This window comes from Amycolatopsis sp. NPDC043885, assembly GCF_056435685.1.
The window spans coordinates 1,861,870-1,885,432 of sequence record NZ_JBWKEA010000001.1 but is presented as its reverse complement, the minus strand read 5'-3'; the positions used below and the strand labels follow the sequence as shown (position 1 = coordinate 1,885,432).

Genomic DNA, 23,563 nt, shown 5'->3' with positions numbered 1-23,563 from the left:
ACGTGCGCGCGACACGGGATGATTACGGTAAAGGGGTGGCGTCCGAACCCCAGCAGCTGCCAGCCGTCCACGAGGCGTGGCTACCGCGTGAGCACGCGTTGCATCGTCCCCGTCACGGTGGCAGGCAGCTGACCGCGCTGATCAGCGCGCTCCTGTTCTTCACCACCCCCGCGCTGCTGTGGGTGTTCGGTGTCCGGCCTGGCGAGATCGAGAACCACAAGCTCGCGAGCTTCCCCGGCCTGGACCGGGGCTGGGGGTTCTTCACCGACATGCCGACCTGGGCGATCGACCAGCTGTCGTTCCGGCCGGGCGCGATCGCCGCCGCCGACGCGATCAGCCGCGGCGTCTTCGGCGAGAGCGCCCCGCTCGACCAGCCGGCACCGCAGCAGCAGGCGGGCCCGATCCCCGCCCAGCCGTCGCCGTCACAGCCCAAGACCGCGCCGACCCAGGGGCCGGCGCCGAACGCCGCCTCCGGGTACCGCCGCGTCGTGCAGGGCCGCGACGGCTGGCTGTACTACGGCTACGACGCCGACGCGAAATGCGATCCGTCCCGTCCGCTGAGCGAGACCATCGCCAAGATCAACGAGCTGCGGCGCGCGGTCGAACAGTCCGGTAGGCGGTTCGAGTTCGTCGTCGCGCCGGACAAGTCGACGATGGTCCCCCAGTTCCTGCCCGACACCTACCCGGGCAAGGACTGCTCGCGGTCGGCCGAAGCGTCCATCTGGCACCGGATGCTCAAGGACGCGCGCGCGATCGACCTGCGGCCCGAGCTTCGCGCGTCCGAGGGCAGGGTGCAGCGGCCGATCTACCCGCCGAACGACACCCACTGGGCCGACGAGGGCGCGCTGGTGATGACGCGCGCCATCGCGAACGCGATCAAACCGGGCGTCACGCAGACCTGGGTGAGCGTTCCCGTCGGCCAGTACGAATCCTCCGCCGACCTGCCGCCGCTGATCAACAAGCAGGGCACGAAGACGAACACGGTGTACAGCCTCCGTCCGGACGGCGTCGTCGAGCGCGCGGGCGAGTCGAACGGCGACATCGACCGGCCGGTGTACCGCACCGCCAGCCCGCTGATCGGGACCGTCGACGAGAAGGTGCTGGTCTACGGCGACTCGTTCACGAAAGCGTCTTCGCGGTATCTCTCCGGCGCTTTCACGAACCTGACGATGCTGGCGCACTTCACCCAGAAGACGTCACAGGCCGAGGCCGTCGACGCTTTCGTGAACGCGGACGTCGTGGTCGTCGAAGTCGTGGAACGCAGTGTGGCCGCCGGCCAGCTCGCGTTCATCGCCCCCGATTTCCTCGGAGCGGTCAAGAAGGCGCTCGCCGAGCACCCGATCCGCTAGCGCTTCGGCAGCCGGGCCAGCACGGAGACGGCGACCGCGCGCGCCCGGTCGCAGGCCCGGTCGCCGCTGTATCCCTGCAGCCACACCGAGACGTACTCGGCGTCGCCGTCGGGGAGCGTGCGGTGCGGCCAGGAGAGAAGGCAGACGGAATCGCTGCTCTTGCTCACGTACCCGGTGACCCCGTTGCCCAGGTCGACCGAAGGACCGTTGTCGACGTAGAGACTCCGCTGGACTTTGACGTCCAGGCTTTCGCCGTCGCCCATCCACCTGCAGTTCCGCAGGCTGATCAGGCGGACCGGTGCTCCGTTCATGTTCGCCGCGACCACGGCGGCATCCGGGAGGACGCAGGGGTCCAGCGGGAGCAAGCCCGCCGGATCGTCCGCACGATCGACCTCGTGGGTACGCAGGCGGGCGAGCACGACGGTGAGCGCGCTGTCGGCGACGGCGCATTCGTCACCCACGTCGGTGTCGTTGTAGAGCATCACGTAGAGCTCCGGGACACCGGTCACCGGGATGAGGGCGTGGCAGCCTCCGCTGAAGGAGGCGCGCAGCAGCGGCAGCCCTTCGGCGGTGCGGTTCGTCGCGCCGATACCACCGTTGACCACGGGTTCCCCGAGCCGGACGTCGAAGCGGAGGCCGTTGGAGCCACTGTAGGTGCACCTGTCCGGGGACAACGGGTTCGAGTCCGGCTCGAGTGTGCCGAGGTCCTCGGTGAACCGGCCGGCGAGCACCGTGCACGCGTCGACGCGGCGGAGCCGCTCCAAGGTCAACGCCTCCGCCACCGGTATGGTGGCGGGCCCGATGTCCTGTGGTGAAGTCGCGTCCTGGATGACGACGACCAGCGTTCCGATCAGCGCGGCCACCGCCGCCAGCGCCCCCGCGATCACCAGCCCGGTACGGCTTTTCCGTTCCGGCTCGGGCCGGGCCGGTGGCCGCCACGCCGGAATCGGCAAGGAGAGCGCCGCACGTACTTCGGCGTCCTGCCGCTGAATGCGGGCGTGCACGACGTCCGGCCAGGGCGCGATCCCCGGCGGCACGGGGCCGAAGAAGTCCAGGATCTGCTCGGGTGTGGGCCGTCGAGCCGGGTCCTTGGCGAGGCACCCTTCGACGAGCGGCCGGATTTCCGCCGACACGGCTGACAGATCAGGTTCGGCGTGGACCACGTTGTAGAGCGTCTGAGGCGCCGAAGTGCCACTGAAAGGTCCGCGTCCGGTGGACGCCATGACCAGGATGGCACCGAGCGAGAACACGTCGGAGGCTGTGCCGATGAGGCCGCTTCCGGCCTGTTCCGGCGACATGAACGCGGGTGAACCGATGATGCAGCCGGTGCCGGTGAGGTGCTGGGCCTCTTCGACGGCACGGGCGATGCCGAAGTCGATGACGCGGGGGCCGTCGGCGGCGAGGATGATGTTGCCGGGCTTGAGATCCCGGTGGATCAGCCCGGCACGGTGCAGCTCGGTGAGGGCCGCGGCCAGTCCGGAGGCGAGCGGGCGCACCGCTGCCATCGGGAGCGGGCCGAACTCGTCGACGGCTTCGCGCAGATCGGGACCGGTGACGAAAACCGAGGCGAGCCAAGGGGTTTCGGCTTCGGGATCGGCGTCCATGACGGCGGCGGTGTACGCGCCGGAGACCATGCGCGAGGTGGTGACCTCGCGGCGGAACCGTTCACGAAAGCGGGGATCGTGGGCGAACTGGGCATGGATCTGTTTGACGGCCACGAGCCGTCCGTCGGGTGCGAGCCCGAGAACGACCCGGCCCATGCCGCCTTCCCCGAGGGCGGCGATGATCCGGTGGGGCCCGACCTGCCGGGGTTCGCCGGGATTCAACGGCTTCACTGGTCTGTCCTAGGGTTTCGGGAGCGCGGGCAGAAGCGCCCTGACGAGCTCCTCGGCCTTGGCGCAGGCCTGCTGTATGGTCTTGGTGCCCTGGGGCTCGTACGTCACTTTGACGTTTTCGCCGACGTTCTCGCTCATCGCCCGGTGCTGCCAGGTCAGCACGCAGCCGCGGACACCCGCCGGCGGGTTTTCCTCCCGATACACCGTGGTGCCCCCGACCTCCACCGGCAGGAAGCCTCCTGCCTTGACCTGCTCCGGCCCGTGAGGCGGATATCCGTGCTCCACGAGCAGCTCGAAGGTGCCGTCGCCCTGGTGGACACAGTGGTGCAGGTCCTCGAGAGCGGTGGCCCGTACCGGGCCGATCGACCGGTCGACCTTGTCGGGCGGGAGCAGCGCGCAGGGATCCAGCCCGATCAGTGAGCCCGGCGGCAGGTCGCGTGCGTGACCGCCGGCGCGGATGCGCCGCACCGCCTCACCGAGCCCGGCCTTCGCCACCACGCACTCCTCGTCCGACGAGACCATGGCGCCGACCTTGGTGAAGAGCACGACGTTCTGGAGGCCGGCGACGGGCACGGCCGCCGAGCACGAACCACCGACGGCTTTGGTGTTCATCGGCAGCCCTTCCAGTTCCCCGGCCGGTACCCCGTCGAGCAGCCGTGGCCCGACGGCGAGGGTCAGCGCGTTGTAAAGACAGTCCAGCCGCCGTCCGGGCGACGTCGCGGCGAGGGTGCCGAGCACGGGCGCCGTCCAGCCAGCCAGTACTTCGCACAGGTCCACGCGGCGCAGGTTGTCCGGGCCGAGCGGGTCCGGGTTGACCGGCGTGGTCGGTGGCACCCCGGACTGCGGCGCCGACGCGACCGCGGGTGCCGCGTCCGGCCGGGTCAGCAGCTTGACCACCACCACCCCGGAGACGGCCAGCAGCACCACGGCCGCCGCGGCGAGCCCCGCGCGGAGGCGGCGCCGGGACCGCTTGGGCGGGACCGGGTTCAGCAGCCCCCACACCTCGGCCTGCTGCGTCTCGGTCAGCTGCGGCACCGGAGGAGGCCAGGGCGAGGAAGCCGGCGCGACGGGACCGAGCTGCCGCATGACCCATGGCGGGGTCGGCCGGTCCTCGGGATCCTTCGCCAGGCAGGGCTCGACGATCGTTCGCAGGTCCTCCGGCAGCCGGCTCAGGTCCGGCCGGGCGTGCACGACGTTGTAGAGGGTGTGCGGGGTGGACGATCCGGTGAACGGGCTCTGCCCGGTCGCCGCCATCACCAGCAACGCCCCGAAGGAGAACATGTCGCCTGCCGGAGTCGGCGGCTTCCCCTCCGCCTGCTCCGGCGACATGAACGCGGGTGAGCCGATGATCGATCCGGTGTGGGTGAGTTCCGAGTCGCCCTCGATCGCGCGCGCGATGCCGAAATCGATCACCCGTGGGCCGTCGGCGGCGAGGATGACGTTGCCCGGCTTGAGATCGCGGTGGACCAGACCGGCCCGGTGAATCTCCCCCAGCGCCAGCGCCAGCCCGGCGGCCAGGTACCGCAGCGACGGCGGAGGCAGCGGCCCGCCGGCGGCCACCGCCTCCGACAACGACGGGCCCGGTACGAACACCGACGCCAGCCAGGGTGTCGGGGCGTCCGGATCGGCGTCCATCACCGCGGCGGTGAAGGCGCCCGACACCATGCGCGAAGTGATGACCTCGCGGCGGAACCGCTCCCGGAATCCGGGGTCGTTGGCGAAGGCCGGACGCACCTGCTTGAGGGCGACCAGCCGCCCGTCGAACGAACGCCCCAGCAGTACCCGGCCCATTCCACCCTCGCCGAGCACGGCGAACACCCGGTAGCGACCCACCTGAGCGGATTCCCCGGCGTTCAATGCTTGCACCAAAAGCCCCCTTTTCAAGGGCGATGATACAAAAGGCGGGCGCGCGGAATATCCGGTTACGGCCGGATTGACCTCGTCGAATGAAATCGCCGCCGAAAGCGACTCGGGAAACTAGCGCAGAGCCGGCCGTGCCGTCGGCTCGACGCGGACCCGTGAGCTCCGGCCGCGCAGCCACGCGATGAGACGGCAGACGAGGTAGATCACGAACGAGATCGTCGTGACGAACGCGCTCACCGGCTTGCCCGGCGCCAGCGAAAGGACGATCCCGCCGAGCGCGGCGATCTCCGCGAACACGATCGACAGCACGGTCGCCTTCCACGGGCTCGCCGTGACCCGCGCGGCGGCGGCGGCCGGGGTCACCATCAGCGAGACCACCAGCAGGGCGCCGACGATCTGCACCCCGAGCGCGCTCGAAATCCCGACCAGCACCGCGAAGATCAGCGACAGCAGCCGCACCGGGACGCCGCGCGCCGTCGCTACCGCAGGGTCGACCGTGGCGAACAGCAGCGGCCGGTAGATCACCGCGAGCACCACCAGCACGACGACCGAGGCGCCGACGAGCAGGTTCAGGTTGGTCGAGTCGATGGTGATGATCTGCCCGACCAGAATGCCGAACTTGTTGGCGCTGCGGCCTTCGTAGAACGACAGCAGCAGGACGCCCATGCCGAGACCGAAGGCGAGGATCACGCCGATCACGGAGTCGCGTTCGGACTCGCGGCCGCCGAGGAGCCCGATCAGCAGGGCGGCGATGACGGCGCCCGCGAGGCCGCCGAGTTCGACGCCGACTCCCAGCAGCAGCGCGCCCGCCGCGCCGGTGAAGGCCAGTTCGGCCGTGCCGTGCACGGCGAACGACATCCGCCGCATGACGACCAGCGGGCCGAGCACCCCGGCGACAAGGCCGAGAACGGCGGCCGCGAGCAGCGCCGTCTGAACGAAGTCGAGACCGAGGAGTTCACCGGTCAGGGCGAAGTCGAACATCTTGTCCACGGTGTCTATCCAAGAACCCGCGACCGGGATCGCGTCGCCAGGGCGGGTTCCGCGTGTGGTCCGGACCGCACGAATGACCTCACTTCGTCTACCACGGCGCTAACAAGCCTGTTCGTCGATGTGGTGGGGTTCGTCCTCGCACAGCGCGCTCTGCGCACCGGCGACGTGGATCTGCCCGCCGACCTTCAGCACCTCGATGCGGGTGCCGTACAGCTCGGACAGGGTCTCCGAGTTCATCACCTCGTCCGGCTTGCCGACCCGGAACTGGCCGTTCACCAGATACAGCACCCGGTCCACATAGGACAGGATCGGGTTGATCTCGTGGGTGACGAACAGGACGGCCGTCTCGGCGGAGCGCCGCCGCTCGTCGATCAGTTCGCTGACCGCGCGCTGGTGCGCGAGGTCGAGCGAGAGCAGCGGCTCGTCGCAGAGCAGGACTTCGGGGTCACCGACCAGGGACTGCGCGACACGGAGCCGCTGCTGCTCGCCACCGGAAAGCCGCCCCACCGGCTGCTTCGCGTACGCCTGCGCGCCGACGGACTCGATCGCCCGCGCGACGAGCTGACGCCGCTTCGAGATCCCGAAGAGACCGGTGCCCCACCGGTGCCCGTCCAGGCCGAGGCCGACCAGGTCCACGCCGCGCATCGTCAGGCCCTCGTCGAGGGCGCGCTGCTGCGGGATGTAGCCGATCCGCCGGTTCGTCCCGCCGGGGCGCCGCCCCGCGATCTCGACCGTGCCCTCGGGCAGCCCCTGCTGGCCGAGCAGCACCTTGAGCAGGCTGCTCTTCCCGGAGCCGTTCGGCCCGAGGATCGCGAGGAACTCGCCGGGTTCGACGTCGAGGTCGAGCCCGGACCAGAGGGTCCTGGGGCCGAACGCGAGGCTCGCCCCGCGGACACGGACCGCGGGGCGAGCCTCGGCGGGTACGGAGGTCACTACTTCAGTGCTCCGGCCAGCGCGTCCACTTCCTTGGTCATCCATGCAATGTAGTCCGTCACACCCTGGGGCAGCGTTTCGGTGACGTCGATGACCGCGATACCGGCGTTCTTGGCGTCGCCGACGACCTGCTGCGTGACCGGGGTGGTGGTCTGCGCGTTGTTGACCAGCGCCTTGACCTGCTTGCCGGAGATCAGCTGCTTGACCTCGTTGAGCGCGGCGGCGGGCACGTCCTGCTCCGCTTCCACGGCCTCGGCGAAGGCCGGCGGCGTCGCGTCGGTGACCTTCGCGCTGTCGAGCAGGTAGTGCGCGACAGGCTCGGTCGCGACGACCTTCGCGCCCGAGGCGCCCAGCCCCGAGACCTTCTTCAGGAGTTCCTGGGTCTTGCCCTTGAACGCGGTCGCGTTGGCGGTGAAGGCGTCCTTCGAGGCGGGCTGGATCTCGCCGAGCTTCGCGGCGACCTGGTCGGCGACCTTCTCGACGCCGGGCAGGCTGTACCAGACGTGCTCGTTCTCGTTGCCGGTCGCGGCGATGTCGACGGCGACCAGCTTCTGCGCGCCGGTGGCCTGGTCGGCGAGCTTGGAGAAGAAGTCGTCGTAGCCGCCGCCGTTGGACAGCGTCAGCTTCGCGTTCTTCGCGGCGACGGCGTCGCTCGCGGTGGTCTCGTAGGAGTGCGGGTCGGCCGAGGGGTCGTGGATGATCGAGGTGACCTCGACCTTGTCGCCGCCGACGGCGGTCACGACACTGCCCCAGACGTCGGTCGAGGCGACGACCTTGATCTTTTCGCCGCCGCCCGGGTTCGCGGCGGACGCGTTCTGCGAACCGGAGCCCGTCGACGCCTTGTCGCTCGACGCGCAGGCCGTCGCGCCGAGCGCGAGGACGGCCAGGGCCGACACGGCCGCGAAAACACTCTTGGTACGGCGGGAATTCATCTACTGCACTCCTGCGGATGCCCTGGCCAGGTGTCCCCAATGCCGGGTAATGGAAACCGTTGTCAGATTCAACTGTACCCCATCAGGATGACGACGCCTCCGGTCCAGGTCCGAGCTGTACCCAGGGTCACTCTGAATCGAGACCTGCCACACGTCGGGTGATGCTTCTGCAAAACGTTCTGAACCGTTACGGTTTGCGGATGGGCCGTCCTATCCGCACCAGGAGGCAGGCGACACTGGCGTCGTTGGCCGCAGAGCTCGGTGTGTCGAGGACCACCGTCTCGAACGCCTACAACCGACCGGACCAGTTGTCCCCTGAGCTGCGCCGTCGCGTCCTCGAGACCGCACGCCGCCTCGGCTACCCGGGCCCGGACCCGGTGGCCCGTTCACTGCGGACGCGCAAAGCCGGCGCTGTCGGTCTTTTGCTCACCGAGAACCTCTCCTACGCCTTCCGCGACCCCGCCGCCGTCGGCGTGCTCGAAGGGCTGGCGCTGGCCTGCGAGGACGCGGGCGTCGGCCTGCACCTGGTCCCGGCGAGCCCGGGCAGAGAGGACGTCGCGGCCGTGCACCGCGCCGGCGTCGACGGCTTCGTCGTCTACTCGGTGCCCGACGACGACCCGCATCTCGGTGCCGTGCTGGAACGCCCGGTGCCGACGGTGATCGTCGACCAGCCCCGGGTGGACGGGGTCGACCGGGTCGGCCCGGACGACGCGGCCGCGGTCACCGCCATGGCCGAACACCTCATCTCGCTGGGCCACCGGCAGATCGGCGTGCTGTGCATGCGGCTGGCCCGCGAGCGCAACGACGACTTCGTCTCCATCCAGCGGCAGAGCACCGCGCACTTCCACGTCCAGCGCATCCGGCTGGAGGCGCTGGCCGCCGCGTTCTCGGCGGCCGGGGTCGACTGGGCGACGGTGCCGGTGGTCGAGCGCTTCGACCACACCGTGGACGACGGCGCGTCGGCCGCACGCCAGCTGCTCGACGCGTATCCGCAGGTCACGGCCGTGATCTGTACCTCGGACATCCTCGCTCTCGGCGCTCTGGCCGAGGCGGAACGCCGGGGCCTGCGCGTACCGCAGGACCTGACGGTCACCGGGTTCGACGGCATCACCGAGGCCGAGCGCTCCGGCCTCACCACGGTCCACCAGCCGGTGCTCGAGAAGGGCAAGGCGGCGGGCAAGCTGCTGCTCAGCTCGGCCGACCGGGTCGGGCCGAAGGTGATCACCCTGCAGACGGAACTACGGGTCGGCCGCACGTCGGCGCCGCCACGAACGGCGGAAGAACGCTGGTTCGGGCCGTGATCTGCGCCCGCACACGTTGCTCTCCCCCGGCGTGTCGGTTCCAATGAGCGTGTGACCTCAATCGACGTACTGCTCAAGCGCAACCAGGAGCTGGGCGATGTCACTCCTGGTGACCGGTCGTCTCCGAGGCCATCACTCCAGGTGGCGATTCTGACCTGCATGGACGCCCGTATCCGGGTGTTCGAGATCTTCGGCCTGATCCAGGGCGAGTCCCACATCCTGCGTAACGCGGGCGGGGTCGTCACCGACGACATGATCCGCTCGCTCGCGCTCAGCCAGCGGAAGCTCGGCACGCGCGAGGTGCTGATCGTGCAGCACACCGACTGTGGCCTCTCCATGGTCACCGAAGACGATTTCAAGGACGAACTCGAAGCCGCCAGCGGGCTGCGCCCGACATGGTCGGTCGAGGCGTTCCGGGAGGTCGAGGACAGCGTGCGCCGGTCGGTGCAGCGCGTCCGGCGCAGCGACTTCCTGCCGCACACCGACAACGTGCGCGGGTTCGTCTACGACGTGAAGCTGGGGCAGCTGCATGAGGTCGCGCACTGACGGAAACCCGCCGAAGGGGCGCCGATCCCGCTGAACGTCACGTTGAGCAAGGAGACGCCCCTTCATCGTGTTTCCGTGGGCCTCCGGCCCAAAAGAGGATGCGCGACGGGTGAAGTCTCCGTCGGGCGCGGAGCGCCCTTGGGGAGACGCCTTTGGGCCCGATGGGTCGCACCTTTAAGCTTGGCTCGGTGGGCGTCGACGCGGATGTGCTGACCGAGTGGTTCGACGAAGTGGGGCGCGACCTCCCTTGGCGTGAGCCGGAATGCACCGCGTGGGGTGTGCTCGTCAGCGAGATCATGTTGCAGCAGACACCGGTCGCGCGGGTCCAGCCGATCTGGCTCGACTGGATGGCGCGCTGGCCGGTGCCGTCGGCGCTGGCGGCGTCGTCGCAGGGCGAGGTCGTGCGCGCCTGGGGCAAACTCGGCTACCCGCGGCGCGCGTTGCGGCTGCACGCCGCGGCGGCCGTCATCGCCGCCGAACACGGTGACGTCGTTCCGTCCGATGTGGACACTCTGCTCGCGTTGCCTGGCATCGGCGCGTACACCGCGCGCGCCGTCGCGGCCTTCGCCTACGGCAAACGGGCACCGGTGGTGGACACGAACGTCCGGCGCGTGGTGGCCAGGGCCGTGCACGGCGCCGGTGACGCCGGGCCGCCGTCGAATACCCGCGACATGGCCGACGTCGAAGCGCTGCTGCCGCCGGACGACGCGCCCGCCGCGAAACTCTCGGCCGCGCTGATGGAACTCGGCGCGCTCGTCTGCACCGCGCGTTCGCCGCGATGCGCGGACTGCCCGATCTACGACGACTGCGCGTGGCAGCACGCGGGAAGGCCCGCATACGCCGGGCCCGCGAAGCAGGTCCAGAAGTTCGCCGGCACCGACCGCCAAGTGCGCGGGCTGCTGCTCGACGTCCTGCGTGGCAGCGAAGGCCCGGTCGAGAAGGCGCGGCTCGATCTCGTCTGGCACGAATCCGGGCAGCGCGACCGCTGTCTCGACTCCCTGCTGGCGGACGGGCTGCTCGAACAGACCGGGGACGGCCTGTTCGCACTCCCTGGCGAACACTAACGCATTACGACAAAAGTTGGTCAATGGTTGTCATAGGCGCGATGGCGGGTTAGTTTTCCGGCCAACGCGCATGATGGGAGTTTCGCCCGTGGCCGACTTCGACCGACGTACCGCGCTCAAGGGCGGCCTGACGGTAAGCGCCGTCGGGCTACTGGGGACAGCAACGATTTCCGCCGCCGACGCGGCGTCCGGGGTGACAGAACCGAAGATCTACGGCACCGCGGCGTGGAGCGCGCGGCCGCCGAACGGCGCGATCGAGGTGCAGAACCACAAGCCGACGTACATCGTCGTGCACCACACGGTCGAGCCGGGGAACGTCACCGACTACACGCTCGAACACGCCTTCTGGGCGTCGCGCTCCATCCAGAATTTCCATATGGACACCCGTGGCTGGATCGACACCGGCCAGCAGTTCACGAACAGCCGCGGCGGGCACATCACCGAAGGCCGGCATCGCAGCCTGGAGATCCTGCGCGGCGGTACCCAGCACGTGCTGGGCGCGAACGTGGGCAACAACAACAGCACCTGCATCGGGATCGAGAACGAAGGCCTCTACAGCGAAGAGGACGTCACGCCGGCGCTCTGGGACTCGCTGGTGAAGCTGGTCGCGTACATCGCTTCGCAGTACGGGATCTCGCCGGAGTTCATCAAGGGACACCGGGACTTCAACTCGACCGAATGCCCGGGAACCGTGTTGTACAACCGGCTTCCGGAGCTGCGCACCGAGGTCGGCAAGCTGCTGGGATCCGCGTCGCCGAAGGTGGAGCTGCCGGAGTGGCCGCTGCTCAAACCCGGCGACAGCGGGCCGCGGGTACGGATGGCACAGGAACTCCTGCGGGCACGCGGTTTCGCCGTACCCGCCGACGGACTCTTCGGACAGTCCACAAAGGACGCCGTCGCCGCGGTGGCGGCCCGGCACGGGCTGGAACGCGACGCCTGCGGCGCGACCGCGGCGACCGACGAGACCGGCTTCCTCGGCTCCGACGTCTGGCCGCTCATCGTCGGGTCCGGCACCGATCTCCGGGCGCTGAAAGCACGACTCGCCGGCTGAACAGCAGCGGCGACAGGATCACCAAGGCGGCGCACCAAGGGAGCAGACCCGTTCCCAGCGGCAGCAGCAGTCCGCCGATGAGCGCGCCCCCGGCGACGGCGCCGTTCCAGGCCGCGATCGTGAGCGACTGGGCGGCGTCGGCCGTGGGGCCCGCCAGCAAGGCGGTGACGGCCTGGAAAGCGGTCGGCGCGCCGCCGAACCCCAGGCCCCACAGGCCGGCGGCCGCGAGCACCAGACCGTGGACACCGTCGCTGATCCCCAGCAGGACGATGGCGGCGGCGGTCACGGCGGTGCAGGACAGCAGCACGGCGCGCGGACGGCTGTCGAGGGCGGAGCCGACCGCGGCCATCCCGCCCACCGCGGCGCAGCCGAACACCAGCAACGCCGCGCCCAGCAACGTTTCCGCCTCCAGACCGGCGAGCACCGGACCGACGTAGGTGTAGGCCACGTTGTGCCCCAACGAGAACAGCGCCACCGTCGCGAGCATGGGACGCATCCCGGGCAGCCGTGACGCGGCCAGCGGCCGGGTGGGGCCCGCCGGATCCGCGAGCACGGCGGGCACCGCGACGAGCACCCAAACCAGCAACGGCACGGTGATCAGCGCCATCGCGGCGAACGCCCAGCGCCAGTCGGCGAGTTCGCCGAGCGCGGTACCGGCGGGCACGCCCAGCGCGAAGCCGATCGGTGTGCCGGACATGGCCACCGCCAGCGCCCGCCCGGTGAGCCGCGGCGGGGCGAGACGCATCGCGTAGCCGGCCACGAGTGACCACATCACCCCGGTCAGCGCCCCGGAAACAACCCGCGCGGCCAGGATCAGCGGGTACGACGAGGCCACGGCGATCACCAGGTTGGTGACCAGGAAGCCCGCGATCAGCGCCAGCAGCAGGCGTTTGCGCGGCACCCGGAGGGTCGCGCCGGTGAGCGGGACGGCGGTGAGCGCGGTCGTGATCGCGTAGACCGTCACCAGCTGCCCGGTGGCCGACGGGGAAACGCCCAGATCCTCGGACATGCCCAGCAGCAGCCCGGCGGGCAGCACTTCGGTGAGGCAGCCGAGGAAGACCGTCGTCGTCAGCGCGAGCAGCGCCGGGAGAGGCAGCATGCCTCGACGATCTCCTCTCCCTCGCGGCGCGCGATAGTCCCTGGCGGGTATGCCGAGGGGTTATCGGCCGGGGATAACCCGGCGGCATGACCGGCTGGCAGTGCCGCGCGCGGCGCGCACGTACGCACGATGACCGGACATCCTCCCCTTGAGAGAGAAGGCTCGTTCATGACCGTGCGGCTTCGGTGGCAGGAGCCACTGTGCACCGCGTTGCTCGCCACCACGATGATCGGCACCTGCCCGGCTTCGGCGGCGGCCCAGCCGGCACCCGGCAGCGACGGATACGTGCACGTCTCGCCCGACGGGACCGTCCTCGGACCCGATCCTTACTACCCGAAGGACGGCAACGGCGGTTACGACGTCGGCAAGTACTCACTCGCGCTGCGTTACGCGCCGTACTCGATGCTGCTGAGCGGCAGGGCGACGATCACCGCGACGGCGACTCAGGACCTGAGCCGGTTCGACCTCGACCTGCGCGGGCTCACCGTCCGGTCGGTCACCGTCGACGGGTTGGCCGCCACGTTCCGGCGGGCGGGTGAACACGAGCTGGTGATCACCCCGCGGACCCCGGTGGCCGACGGCAGGACATTCACCGTGGTGGTCGATTACGACGGCCGCCCGGAACCGATTCCCACCGCGCGGGGCCGGGTCGGCTGGCTCGCCGCTTACGGCGATTCGGCCGTGGCCACCGGGCAGCCGCGTTCGGCGATGACCTGGTTCCCCGTCAACGGCACCGAAGCCGACAAGGCGGCGCTGCAGGTCTCCGTCACCGTCCAAGACGAATTCTCCGTACTGGGCAACGGTTTCCAGGTCTCCGACGTGCCCGCGGGCCCGGGACGGCACACTGTCACCTGGTCGGAGGAAACCGCCCTCGCGCCGAGCACGGCGATGCTCGGCATCGGGCGCTGGGAGGTCGAGCGGATCGCTCTTCCCGGTGGACGGACGGCGGTCAACGCCTACCACCCGTGCGCCGTGGACAAGCGGCAGATCGGCGGGCGGCTGCCCGAGGTCCTGGAATTCCTCACCGGGAAGTTCGGCGACTACCCGCAATCGGCGGCGGGCGGGCTGTTCCTCGACCGCTCCCTCGGCTACACGCACGGAGCGCAGACCCGGCCGGTGTACGGCCGCACCGCCACCATCGCCGATCTGGTGTACGCCGTCGCGTACCAATGGTGGGGAGCCGGAGTGAGCGGCAAGATGTGGCGCGACGCGCTGATGCCCGAGTCCGTCGCGCGGTACGCCGTCTGGTTGTGGGACGAGACCAAGAACGGTGCCGACCTGGACCGTCGCTACCGGGAGATGGTGGCCGCGGTGCGCGACGACCCGGCTTTCTGGGCGCCCAAGCTCACCGATCCGGGCAAGGGCACCGAATTCGCGCCGACGACCAAGGCGGTGCTGATGGTGCACGCGCTGCGCCGTCACATCGGCGACGAAGCGTTCTTCCAGATCATGGCGGGCTTCCCGATGATCAACCCGCAGGGAAATCAGAACTGGCACGACTTCGAGCTCTACGTCTCCGCGATGACCCAGCGCGACCTCGGCGAGTTCAACCAGGCCTGGCTGGACGGGACGGTGCGGCCGCCGGACGAACTCCTCTTTCCCGGGACGTAGGGCCTCGTACGAACCGTCCGCGTCTTTGGTACCTCCGTGGATTCCGGGCGGGCGATGACACTGGCACCTGACGTCAAGGCTCGTGAGTCTCCGTACCGATGCGGCGAGTTCGCGTGATTGACCGGACGACACGCGTGTCGTCCGGTCAATCACGCGAAACCGCCGTCCGCGCACCGGCAGTACGTACCTAAGCCGTCCTTACCACTCACGAGTCCAGGTACTCGGCGTAGACGGGTGCCATCCTCGCTTCGGCCCAGTACGCTTCGACCACGGCGGAGATCAGCTCCTCCCGCCGCCCCGCCACGAAGGTCTCCTTGTTCCACGCGAGAATGTGCCTGCGCGGCAACACATCCCCGCGCAGCGGCCGGGGCACGATGCCGTGGTTCCCCGGATCGCAGATCGGTTGCGACAGCCCGACCGCGCCCGCCTTGACCACCAACAGCGCCACCTGCTGCGAAGTCACCTGATGGGTGAACGACGGGCTGAAGCCGTGCCGCGCGCAGGTGTCGGCGAAGTACTTGGTGAACGTGGCCGCCGACGAATCGGACACCATCACCCACGATTCGTCCCGCAGGTCGCGCAGGTCGACGACCTTCTCGCGCGCCAGCGGATGGAACTCCGGCAGCAGGACGAAGGTCGGCTCGGTCACCACCACCGCGGTGTCCACGTTCGCGGGGAGTTCGAGCTCGTATCCCGGATAGTCCTTGACCAGCCCCAATTCCGCGCGCCGCTGGGCCAGCAGTGGCAGCAGCCGTTCGGGGTGGTCGTCGTGCACGACCTGCACTTCGGAGACCTCGGGCCACAATCCCGTCACCAGTGAGGGCAGATGCGCCACCAGCGCGCTGGCCACCGCCACCACCCGGACCACGTCGGGCGGGCCGCTGGGGCAGCCGCGCTGCTCGATGTCTTCGAGCAGTTTGTCCAGCTGTGGCAACAAAGCGGCGGTGCGGCGCAAGAGCAGTTCGCCCATCGGCGTCGGGGTCACACCGCCCTCGCACCGGTCGAACAACCGGTAGCCCAGCATGTTCTCCAGCCGTTTGAGTTGCGCGGAAACCGCGGGCTGGGTGACACCGAGAGCGATCGCGGCCCGGGAAAGGCTTCCCGTGTCCGCGATCGCCCTGATCACCCGCAGGTGGTGGACATCCAGCTGTACGACGTCGAACTCCTTTGTCACGAACGGGTTTTCGACCCGCCGGAAGAAGTCATGGCCGTGGAGGACACCGCGGCCGCGGTCCGTCTGCCGAGAAGAATATACAGGAGAAAAGCACCAAGAACGGAGTTCACGGTGGGGATTCCCCACGGCAGCCAGGCCCCCACCGCCGCTCCGGACGCCCAGCAGATCAGCGCGGAAGGAACCCAGGACGGGCAGGTGGACGGCAGCTCCCCGGACGCGCGGGTGGCGTCCAGCTCCGGTTTCCAGCGCCGGACCACGTAGTACTCGGCGATCACCACCCCGGCCACCGGTGGCGTGAGCACGCCGACCCAGGTCAGGAAGGTGGTGAAGTGGTCGAGGACGCCGATCGCGGAGAGCACCGTGCCGAGACCGCCGAGCAGCAGGGTCGCGGTGGTGCGGTCCAGCCGCCGGGACAGCAGCACCTGCACGGTGTTCACCAGCCCGAGCGAGGACGAATACAGGTTCCAGTCGTTGATCTTCAGGATCGCGGTGACCAGGATCAGCGTGCCGAGCACACCGGACGACGAGGTGATGATCCCGACCACGTCGGCGCTTTTCGCCGCGTGCGCGAGCAGGACCCCGATCAGGCCGATGAGGTACTGGCCGAGGGTGACGCTGACCAGGGTCTGCTTCACCACGTCGGACGCGGTCCGGTTGAACCGGGTCATGTCCGGCGTCATGATCGCGCCCATGATGAACGCGCCCGCCACCAGCGTGGTGCCCTGTGCCAGCGACATGGACGGTCCCGGCGGCGGCTCGGCCAGCAGTGCCGGCAGGGAATGGTCGCCGAGCGCCGAGATGATCGAAAACCCCGCCAGCGCGAGGAAAGCGGGCACCGTCAGATACGCCGTCCAGGCCATCGCGTGGAAGCCGAACACGACGATCGCGGTGACCAGCGCGCCGCCCGCGAGCGCCCACACCCACACCGGCGGGCCGCCCATCAGGGCGTGGAGGCCGTGGGCGAACACGTCGTTCTGCACCCCGAACCAGCCTGCCAGGCTCAAGGTCATCAGGAGACCGACCAGCGAGGACCCGCCGGTGCCGAATCCGGTCCAGCGCGCGAGCACCGACGTCGAAAGCCCCTCGCGGGTGCCGGCGATGCCCATCAGGATGGTGATGACCTCCAGCAATACCGAACCGATCGTGATGGCCAGTACCGCTTCCCAGAACGTCATGCCGAAGCCGAGCACCGCGCCGAGCAGGAACTGGTGGAACGAGGACACCTGACCGAACCGCTGCAACGCGACGGAAATCCAGGAGTAGCGGCGGTCGGCGGGCACCCGGCGAAGGGAGAAGTCGTCGTGTTCCACGGTCACTCCACTCGTTCCGGGACGGCTTGTTCGAGGACGACGAAACCTTGGCCGGGCAGCGGCCGCCACGAGAGTTCGCCGCGGTAGAGCCGTTCGAGGAAGGCGACCCGCTGGTGATAGGCGAACACGGAGCTTTCGACCCCGGCCACCGCGACGGTGCCGACGAACATCGGCAACTCGGCGAGGAAGTACCGGACCGCGCTGCGCAACTGGTCGCGCGTGGGATGTTCGCCCTCGGGCAGCCGCCGGTCCAGCACCCAGCCCGTGGCGCCGAGGCACTGCTCGGCGAACTCCGGATCGGTGGCGAACCGGTGGTGTGCCTCGGAAAGCAGGGCGAGGTACGCGCTGTCGGCTTCGAGCGCCGCGGAATCCAGGATCAAAGTGCGTGGATCCGGCGAACAGACCTGCTCCAGCGCGCGGACGATCTTGTTCCGCGTGTAATTTCCTTGCCGCTGCGCCTTCTGCGCGGCGCGGACCGGGTCGTAGCCGAGCGCTTCGAGGGTGAACGCGGACGGGCCGTCGGGGACGAAGAAATGGAAACCGTGAAAGGCCGACATGGCCCAGCGGGCGAGATCGGCGATACGGTCCACGGTGAAATGGCTGTTGAACGGGCTGACACCCAGGCAAACGTGTTCGGCTCGCGCCAGCGGATCAGCGCAATGCTCCGTGAGCGGCAGTGGTCGCGGCAAGACGGCTCCTGATTCGCGTGATATGCGGGGCGTCGACCGAACGTAGCCACGGCCGGATGGCACGGGTATTGCCACCGAATGTTGTCACCGGGTTATGAGAAATCGGGTGTCTCGACTTTCGGAGGTGCCGGGCGCGAACGGGTCGCGGTATACGAAGTCATGGAGATTCAGGTTCGGCATCTTCGCGTGATCTGTGAGATAGCCGCCTCCGGCAGCCTCAACCGTGCCGCGGCCGGACTGGGACTCGGCCAGCCCGCGCTCAGCCACCAGCTGCGCCGGATCGAGCGGATGGTCGGCAGCCCGTTGTTCCACCGCGACCAGCACGGGGTGCGGCCCACCGAACTCGGCGCCCTGATCCTGCGGCGGGCGCGGGCGATCGTGCTCACCTTCGACGAACTGGAGCACGACTTCCACCGTCAGGAACCGGAGACGGGCGAATCGATCAGGATCGGCTGGAACGACAGCGCCATCACGGGTTCGCTGCTCGGCGGACTGCGCGACCTGCGCCCGGGCGAGCCGTTCCGCACACGCGCGGACACCTCGCGCACGCGGCTGCTCGCGCAGGTCGCGAACCGGGGCATCGACCTCGCGCTGATCATGATCTGCGGCGGGCGCGGCCTCCCGGTGCCGCCGGAAGTGCGGACCCTGACCCTGGTGGAGGAGCCGTCGTTCGTGGCGGTCCCCGCGGAACACCCGCTCGCCGCCGAAGAGGAGATCGAGCTCGCCGAGCTGGCCGGGGAGGACTGGATCGTGTCGAGTGGCGGCGACGGCTGCCGGGTGGTGTTCCGCGAAATGTGTCTCGCGCACGGTTTCGACCCCCGGATCACCCACGACGCCGACCTCGACACCACGCGCGAGGATCTGGTCAGCGGCGGATACGGCGTCGGGCTGATCCAGCCGACCCGGCCGTCGGCGGACGGGCTGGCCATCCGGCCGCTCGTGGGCGCGCCGATGTGCGTGCGGCATGTGCTGGCCTGGCGGGAGGACGGCCGGTGCGCGCCCGGCGTCCCGGAACTCGCCGCTTCGGCGAGGGCCGGATATTGGCGGCTCGCCGGGCGGACGGCGCCGTACCGAGCCTGGTTGCACCGCCACGGCAGGCCGGCCGCCGGATAACCCTTCGGCATGCCGAGGCGGCACTAGAGCGTGTCCCACGAGGCGCCCGACGATGGGAATCGTCAATCACGGTCGCCGAAAGAAGGGGCACCATGCTGCCGTTGATCACCCGTACGGAACTGCTCTCCCGGATGGAGTCCGGATCGGTGGTCGTGGTGGACACGATGCCGGTCGCCTATTTCGCGAAGGAACATCTTCCGGAAGCACGCAACATTCCGGGTTTCCCGTACGAACGGGCCGCCGAATTCACCGACCGCCTGGCACCGATGGTGCTTCCGGACAAGGCCGCCGCGATCGTCGTCTATTGCGCGAACACGCCGTGCCGCAACAGTGAATTCGTCGGGCGGCGGCTGCTGGAGCTCGGGTACACGAACGTCCGCAAATACCGCGAAGGCATCGAAGACTGGGTCGCGAACGGGTTGCCGACCTGGTCTTCGTCCTGAAAGGAGATCGTCTTGTCCAAGTGCAAACGGTTCGTCTGCGTGCTGGCCGGTGTGCTGGCGCTCATCACCGGCTTCGGCAGCGGCGTGGCTTCGGCCGCGCCGGCGGCCGAGAACGTGATGACGGTGACTTCGGCCAACTACGCCGAGGTCATGAACATCTCGCGGCAGAAGCTGGTCATCATGGACTTCGGCGCCACCTGGTGCCCGCCGTGCCGCCAGATGAAGCCCGTGATCGAACGGCTCGCCGGTGAATACGGCGGCCGGTTCCTCCTGGGCGAGGTCGACGTCGACCAGAGCCGGGACCTGTCCAGCCGGTACAACATCCGCTACCTCCCGACGCTGGTCGGTGTCCGGAACGCCGCCGAGCTGCCGTCCTCGCGGAACATCGGCTACCCGGGCGAAGCACGGCTGCGCGCCTGGATCGACGCTCAGCTCGCGAAGGGCTGACCGAGGACGTCGGAGAGAAAAGCTTCGACGGCACCGAGGTAGGTCTCCGGTGCTTCGTCGTGCACCACGTGCCCGGCGCCTTGGACGACGATGTGCCGTCCGAGGCCGCCGGGCACGCGTGCGGCCAGCTCGGCCTGCTGGCCGTGCGGCATCGCGGTGCGTTCGCCTTCGATCGCGAGCAGCGGGCATTTCACGCGTTCGACGAACTCCCAGAAGTCGCGCCTGCCCCATTCGGCCGCGATCTCGTACAGGTCCGGGAGGGACGCGATCAGGTGGTAGCCGTCGTCGCGTTCCTCGACGCATTCGATGAAGTAGTCGCCGGTGTCGCCGAAAAATTCGCGAACGTGGGCCAGTGACCGGAACGGGACCGGCCACGATTCGAAGTACCCGCGCCAGGTGTCCACGGTCCGGCCGCGCTGGTCCGGCGCGAAGTCCTCGCAGACCACGGCGCGGACGAGCTCGGGATGGGTGGCCGCGGTGACCCACGCGTGCAGGCCGCCCATCGAATGTCCGATCAGGACCGCGGGTTCGTCGAAGGTCCGCAGCACCGCGGCGACGTCGTCGGCGAACCGCTCGGTGCGCCAGGGCCCGCCACGCGGTCCGCGTCCGTGACCTCGCGCGTCGAGGCCGTGGACACGCCCGTACGGCTGGAGCCTTCGCGCGACCCGCCACCACGTCGTCGCCCTGCCCATCAGCCCGTGCAGAAGGACGATCGGCGGCCCGTCACCGCCGAAAGTGACCAACCCGTCGCGCTGGATCACCACTAAGCTCCCCTCCATGCGCAGCCGTGTCCCCGCCGCCGGTCTGGTACTGGGGGCCGTCTGCGCCCTGATTATCGGCTGCACCGCCGATCCGCCTCCGGCCGCGCCCCCGCCGCCGCCGATGAACCCGGCTCCTGGCGCTTCCGGCGCGGGCGACCCGTACTACCCGATGGACGGGAACGGTGGTTACGACGCGACCGAATACCAGGTGGGTATCACGTACGACCCCGCGAAAGGGCGTCTCGACGGCGACACCACGGTGATCGCGAACGCGACACAGGACCTCGATCGATACAACTTGGACTTACGCGGCCTGACCGTGCAATCCGTCGAAGTGGACGGGAAACCGGCGAAGTTCGCGCGCGAGGGCGAATTCGAACTGGTGGTGACGCCCGCCGAGCCGATCCGGAACGGGACCCCCTTCCGCACGAAGGTCGTCTACGGCGGCGACCCGTCGGCGACACCCAAGGCGGGCGGCAGCGAGAACGGCTGGCAGAAGTCGAAGGACGGCGGCGCGTTCATCGTCGGCGAGCCGCATTCGGCGTCGTTCTGGTATCCCGTCAACGAGACCCCGCGCGACAAGGCGATGTTCACCCTCACCGCGCGTGTGCCGGACGGCTGGACCGTCATCTCGAACGGGCGCGAGATCCAGAAGTCCTCGACGAACGGCTGGACCACGGCGTCCTGGCAGGAGCGCACGCCCGTGGCGTCCTATCTGACCACGGTGGCGATCGACAAGTTCACCGTCGACCGGATGGCGCTTCCGGACGGGACCCCGGTGGTCAACGCGTACGCGCCGGGCGCCGAGGACCGGCGCGACACCGGCAGGCGGCTGCCGGAGATCATCGCTTTCCTGAGCTCGAAGTTCGGGCCGTACCCGGTGGACGCGGCGGGCGGCATCTATCTCGACGAGGACATCCATTTCTCGCTGGAGACCCAGACCAGGCCGACCTACGCGAAATGGGCCGACCTGATCACCGTGGTGCACGAAACCGCGCATCAGTGGTTCGGCGATTCGGTGACCCTGAGATCGTGGTCCGACATCTGCCTCAACGAATGCCTCGCGTCGTACGCGCAATGGCTGTGGCAGGAGTCGCGGGACAACGAGAACCTGGACGACCGCTACCGCGCCGCCCTCGAGATCATGCGCGGCAGCCAGGATTTCTGGACACCGAAACTGGTCGACATGGGCGCCGGGCAGGAGTTCCACGGCGTCTACGACAAGGGGATCCTGGCCATCCACGCGCTGCGGCGGAAGATCGGCGAAGGAGCGTTCGGGCGCCTGCTGAAGGAATGGCCTGCCGCGTACCGGAACGCCAACGCCTCCTGGGCGGATTTCGAGGCGTTCACGATCAGGCTTTCGGAGCAGAACCTGCGGCCGTTCTTCGACGCTTGGTTCCACGGCACGACGATCCCGCCGGACGCCGAGCTGCTGCCGGGCACCCTGCGAGGCTGAAACTCCCGCATTTAGTCCTCTGAATGCAGAGTGCCAGGCCAACGCGGCTGTCCGTGAAGGGCCCCTTCCCTACCCTCAAGGTAGTGAAGGAGGCCTTCACGGCGAGCCGACCTCGCATTGAGTGTCCGTAAGGACCCATTCGGGCGGCGAAATGCCTGATTGATGCCTGTATACGCAGTTCGGTGCGGGGGTCGTGAGTGGTAATGAGGGTTAGAACGCTCATTACCACTCACGACCCCCGCGCAAAGAGGACACCGTCACCGGGCCGGCGTCCCTTATGGACGGTCAAAAGCGCGCCAGGCTACCTACCGCGAGGCCACCACCCCCGCATTTAGTCCTCTGAATGCGGTCAGGCGCCGGGGTAGTCCGGCAGGTCGATGCCGTTCACCACATCCCGCATCTTCCGCGAAGCCAGCGCGGCGAACGGCTTGAGCCGCATCACCCGCATCATCACGTAGCGCATCCGCAGCGCGGTACGCGACTTCGCGAAGATCGACTCCGCGTTCTCCCGCCCCATCTCCTGCGTCTTCTCGACGAACTCGCGCATGACCGCCTCGTAGCGTTTGAGCCCGGTGTCGAGACCGGCGGCGAGCTCCCCGGCGAGGACGTACGCGCCGACGAACGCCAGGCTCGTGCCCTGCCCGGAAAGCGGCGAGGGACAGAAAGCGGCGTCACCCAGCAGCCCGACGCGGCCGCGCGACCAGGACTCCATGATCACCTGGGCGCACGAATCGAAGTAGAAGTCGGACGCCTCGTCCATCCGGTCCAGCAGCCAGGGCGCCTCCCACTCCATCCCGGCCGCGAGCTCGCGCACCAGCGCCTTCTGCGCCTCGACGTCGCGATAGTCGTAGTCGATCTTCTCCGAGGCGAACCCGAAGTAGGCCATCGCCTCGTCGCCGTCGCGGACGGCTCGGATCCCGGCGGACCGGCCGACGTCGTCGTAGCCGACGGCCCAGTTCCGCAGGCCCAGCCGGTTCGGCACGGTGAAGAACGCCAGGTACGAGCCCAGATGCCGGACGAACCGGGACTCTTCGCCGAAGGCCAGCGCCCGCACTCCCGAATGCAGCCCGTCCGCCCCGATGACCATGTCGTACGTCCGCCGGGCACCGACGGCGAAGGTGACGTCGACACCGTCGGCCCGCTCGTCCAGCGCGGTGATCCGGTCACCGAAGACGTACTCCGTCGTCTCCTTGGTCGCCTCGTAGAGCACTTCGGTCAGGTCGCCGCGGAGGATCTCGATCTCGGCGACGACGCCGTCACCGTCGAAGTCGTCGGCGCGGATCGTGGCCTTCGTGCGGTTCTCCCGGTCGACGAGCGTCTCGCCCTTCGTGTCCGTGCAGGCGGCGCGGATACGTTCGTCCAGGCCCATCCGGCGCGCGACCTCCTTGGCCGTTCCGCGCAGGTCGACGGCCTGGCCGCCGGGGCGCAGCGAAGGCGCGCGCTCCACGACGGTCACCTGGAAGCCGTACCGGGCGAGCCAGAAGGCCAGCGCCGGCCCGGCGACGCTCGCCCCGGAGATGAGGATCTTGGTGTCGGCCACCTTGGGAAGGTCCCACGCATCACATCGCGGCGCAAAAGAGTTTCGTCGTAGGCTGG

Annotated in this window: 21 protein-coding genes; 10 read left to right on the top strand and 11 right to left on the bottom strand. The window is 69.2% G+C overall.

Annotated elements, in window-relative coordinates; translation table 11 throughout:
* The first annotated feature begins 35 nt into the window (after positions 1–35).
* The gene (locus AC069I_RS09445) at positions 36–1,349 is read left to right on the top strand and encodes an alginate O-acetyltransferase AlgX-related protein (RefSeq protein ID WP_478229287.1); all 1,314 of its coding nucleotides are present in this window, start codon (positions 36–38) and stop codon (positions 1,347–1,349) included.
* On the opposite strand, the gene AC069I_RS09440 is transcribed toward AC069I_RS09445, so the two are convergent.
* The 5 genes from AC069I_RS09440 to AC069I_RS09420 form a co-directional block, all read right to left on the bottom strand.
* Complete coding sequence (locus AC069I_RS09440; protein WP_478265127.1) at positions 1,346–3,184, bottom strand: serine/threonine-protein kinase; 1,839 nt, start codon at positions 3,182–3,184, stop codon at positions 1,346–1,348. The two genes, AC069I_RS09445 and AC069I_RS09440, sit on opposite strands and share 4 nt — an antisense overlap.
* Before the next feature lie 9 nt (positions 3,185–3,193).
* Positions 3,194–5,050, bottom strand: a complete 1,857-nt coding sequence (locus tag AC069I_RS09435) for a serine/threonine-protein kinase (protein WP_478265126.1) — start codon at positions 5,048–5,050, stop codon at positions 3,194–3,196.
* Between the two features lie 111 nt (positions 5,051–5,161).
* Entirely contained in the window at positions 5,162–6,037 is an 876-nt protein-coding gene (locus tag AC069I_RS09430) for a metal ABC transporter permease (RefSeq protein WP_478229284.1), read from the bottom strand.
* 99 nt (positions 6,038–6,136) lie between these two features.
* A complete protein-coding gene (locus tag AC069I_RS09425) occupies positions 6,137–6,970 on the bottom strand; it encodes a metal ABC transporter ATP-binding protein (RefSeq protein WP_340685392.1) in 834 nt (277 codons plus the stop codon).
* A complete protein-coding gene (locus AC069I_RS09420; RefSeq protein WP_340685391.1) occupies positions 6,970–7,902 on the bottom strand; it encodes a metal ABC transporter solute-binding protein, Zn/Mn family in 933 nt (310 codons plus the stop codon). Before AC069I_RS09420 ends, AC069I_RS09425 begins: the two co-directional genes overlap by 1 nt.
* A gap of 200 nt (positions 7,903–8,102) precedes the next feature.
* On the opposite strand from AC069I_RS09420, the gene AC069I_RS09415 reads away from it, so the two are divergent.
* The 4 genes from AC069I_RS09415 to AC069I_RS09400 all read left to right on the top strand — a co-directional run bounded on the left by AC069I_RS09415 (position 8,103) and on the right by AC069I_RS09400 (position 11,864).
* A complete protein-coding gene (locus tag AC069I_RS09415) occupies positions 8,103–9,203 on the top strand; it encodes a LacI family DNA-binding transcriptional regulator (protein WP_478229283.1) in 1,101 nt (366 codons plus the stop codon).
* A 51-nt stretch (positions 9,204–9,254) separates the two neighbouring features.
* The gene (locus tag AC069I_RS09410) at positions 9,255–9,749 is read left to right on the top strand and encodes a beta-class carbonic anhydrase (protein ID WP_340685390.1); all 495 of its coding nucleotides are present in this window, start codon (positions 9,255–9,257) and stop codon (positions 9,747–9,749) included.
* 188 nt (positions 9,750–9,937) lie between these two features.
* A complete protein-coding gene (locus AC069I_RS09405; RefSeq protein WP_478229282.1) occupies positions 9,938–10,813 on the top strand; it encodes an HhH-GPD family protein in 876 nt (291 codons plus the stop codon).
* 88 nt (positions 10,814–10,901) lie between these two features.
* Positions 10,902–11,864, top strand: coding sequence for a peptidoglycan recognition protein family protein (locus AC069I_RS09400; RefSeq protein ID WP_478229281.1), 963 nt, complete (start codon positions 10,902–10,904; stop codon positions 11,862–11,864).
* On the opposite strand, the gene AC069I_RS09395 is transcribed toward AC069I_RS09400, so the two are convergent.
* Positions 11,809–12,963 (bottom strand): MFS transporter, encoded by a 1,155-nt coding sequence (locus AC069I_RS09395; RefSeq protein ID WP_478229280.1) that lies wholly within the window; start codon positions 12,961–12,963, stop codon positions 11,809–11,811. The genes AC069I_RS09400 and AC069I_RS09395 overlap by 56 nt on opposite strands.
* Before the next feature lie 168 nt (positions 12,964–13,131).
* Here AC069I_RS09395 and AC069I_RS09390 point away from each other — a divergent pair, with 168 nt between their 5' ends.
* Positions 13,132–14,574: a M1 family metallopeptidase gene (locus AC069I_RS09390; protein ID WP_478229279.1), complete on the top strand. Its 1,443-nt coding sequence runs from the start codon at positions 13,132–13,134 to the stop codon at positions 14,572–14,574.
* Positions 14,575–14,779: 205 nt separating this feature from the next.
* Here the strand turns inward: AC069I_RS09390 and AC069I_RS09385 are convergent, their stop codons facing one another.
* From AC069I_RS09385 to AC069I_RS09375, 3 genes are read right to left on the bottom strand one after another with little or no spacing between them, the layout of a single operon-like run.
* Complete coding sequence (locus tag AC069I_RS09385; RefSeq protein WP_478229278.1) at positions 14,780–15,748, bottom strand: LysR family transcriptional regulator; 969 nt, start codon at positions 15,746–15,748, stop codon at positions 14,780–14,782.
* Positions 15,745–17,058 carry a purine-cytosine permease family protein gene (locus AC069I_RS09380; RefSeq protein ID WP_478229277.1) on the bottom strand — a complete coding sequence of 438 codons (1,314 nt, stop codon included), beginning with the start codon at positions 17,056–17,058 and terminating at the stop codon, positions 15,745–15,747. Before AC069I_RS09380 ends, AC069I_RS09385 begins: the two co-directional genes overlap by 4 nt.
* A gap of 2 nt (positions 17,059–17,060) precedes the next feature.
* Positions 17,061–17,747, bottom strand: coding sequence for a tRNA-dependent cyclodipeptide synthase (locus AC069I_RS09375; protein ID WP_478229276.1), 687 nt, complete (start codon positions 17,745–17,747; stop codon positions 17,061–17,063).
* Between the two features lie 186 nt (positions 17,748–17,933).
* On the opposite strand from AC069I_RS09375, the gene AC069I_RS09370 reads away from it, so the two are divergent.
* The 3 genes from AC069I_RS09370 (at position 17,934) to AC069I_RS09360 (ending at position 19,750) form a co-directional block, all read left to right on the top strand.
* Positions 17,934–18,860, top strand: a complete 927-nt coding sequence (locus AC069I_RS09370) for a LysR family transcriptional regulator (protein WP_478265125.1) — start codon at positions 17,934–17,936, stop codon at positions 18,858–18,860.
* Positions 18,861–18,952: 92 nt separating this feature from the next.
* A complete protein-coding gene (locus tag AC069I_RS09365; RefSeq protein WP_478229274.1) occupies positions 18,953–19,303 on the top strand; it encodes a rhodanese-like domain-containing protein in 351 nt (116 codons plus the stop codon).
* Positions 19,304–19,315: 12 nt separating this feature from the next.
* Complete coding sequence (locus AC069I_RS09360) at positions 19,316–19,750, top strand: thioredoxin family protein (RefSeq protein WP_478229273.1); 435 nt, start codon at positions 19,316–19,318, stop codon at positions 19,748–19,750.
* Here the strand turns inward: AC069I_RS09360 and AC069I_RS09355 are convergent.
* A complete protein-coding gene (locus AC069I_RS09355) occupies positions 19,732–20,529 on the bottom strand; it encodes an alpha/beta fold hydrolase (RefSeq protein ID WP_478265124.1) in 798 nt (265 codons plus the stop codon). The genes AC069I_RS09360 and AC069I_RS09355 overlap by 19 nt on opposite strands.
* Here AC069I_RS09355 and AC069I_RS09350 point away from each other — a divergent pair.
* Positions 20,528–21,967, top strand: coding sequence for a M1 family metallopeptidase (locus AC069I_RS09350; RefSeq protein ID WP_478229271.1), 1,440 nt, complete (start codon positions 20,528–20,530; stop codon positions 21,965–21,967). The two genes, AC069I_RS09355 and AC069I_RS09350, sit on opposite strands and share 2 nt — an antisense overlap.
* A gap of 349 nt (positions 21,968–22,316) precedes the next feature.
* On the opposite strand, the gene AC069I_RS09345 is transcribed toward AC069I_RS09350, so the two are convergent.
* The gene (locus AC069I_RS09345; RefSeq protein ID WP_478229270.1) at positions 22,317–23,507 is read right to left on the bottom strand and encodes an FAD-dependent monooxygenase; all 1,191 of its coding nucleotides are present in this window, start codon (positions 23,505–23,507) and stop codon (positions 22,317–22,319) included.
* Positions 23,508–23,563 lie beyond the last annotated feature (56 nt).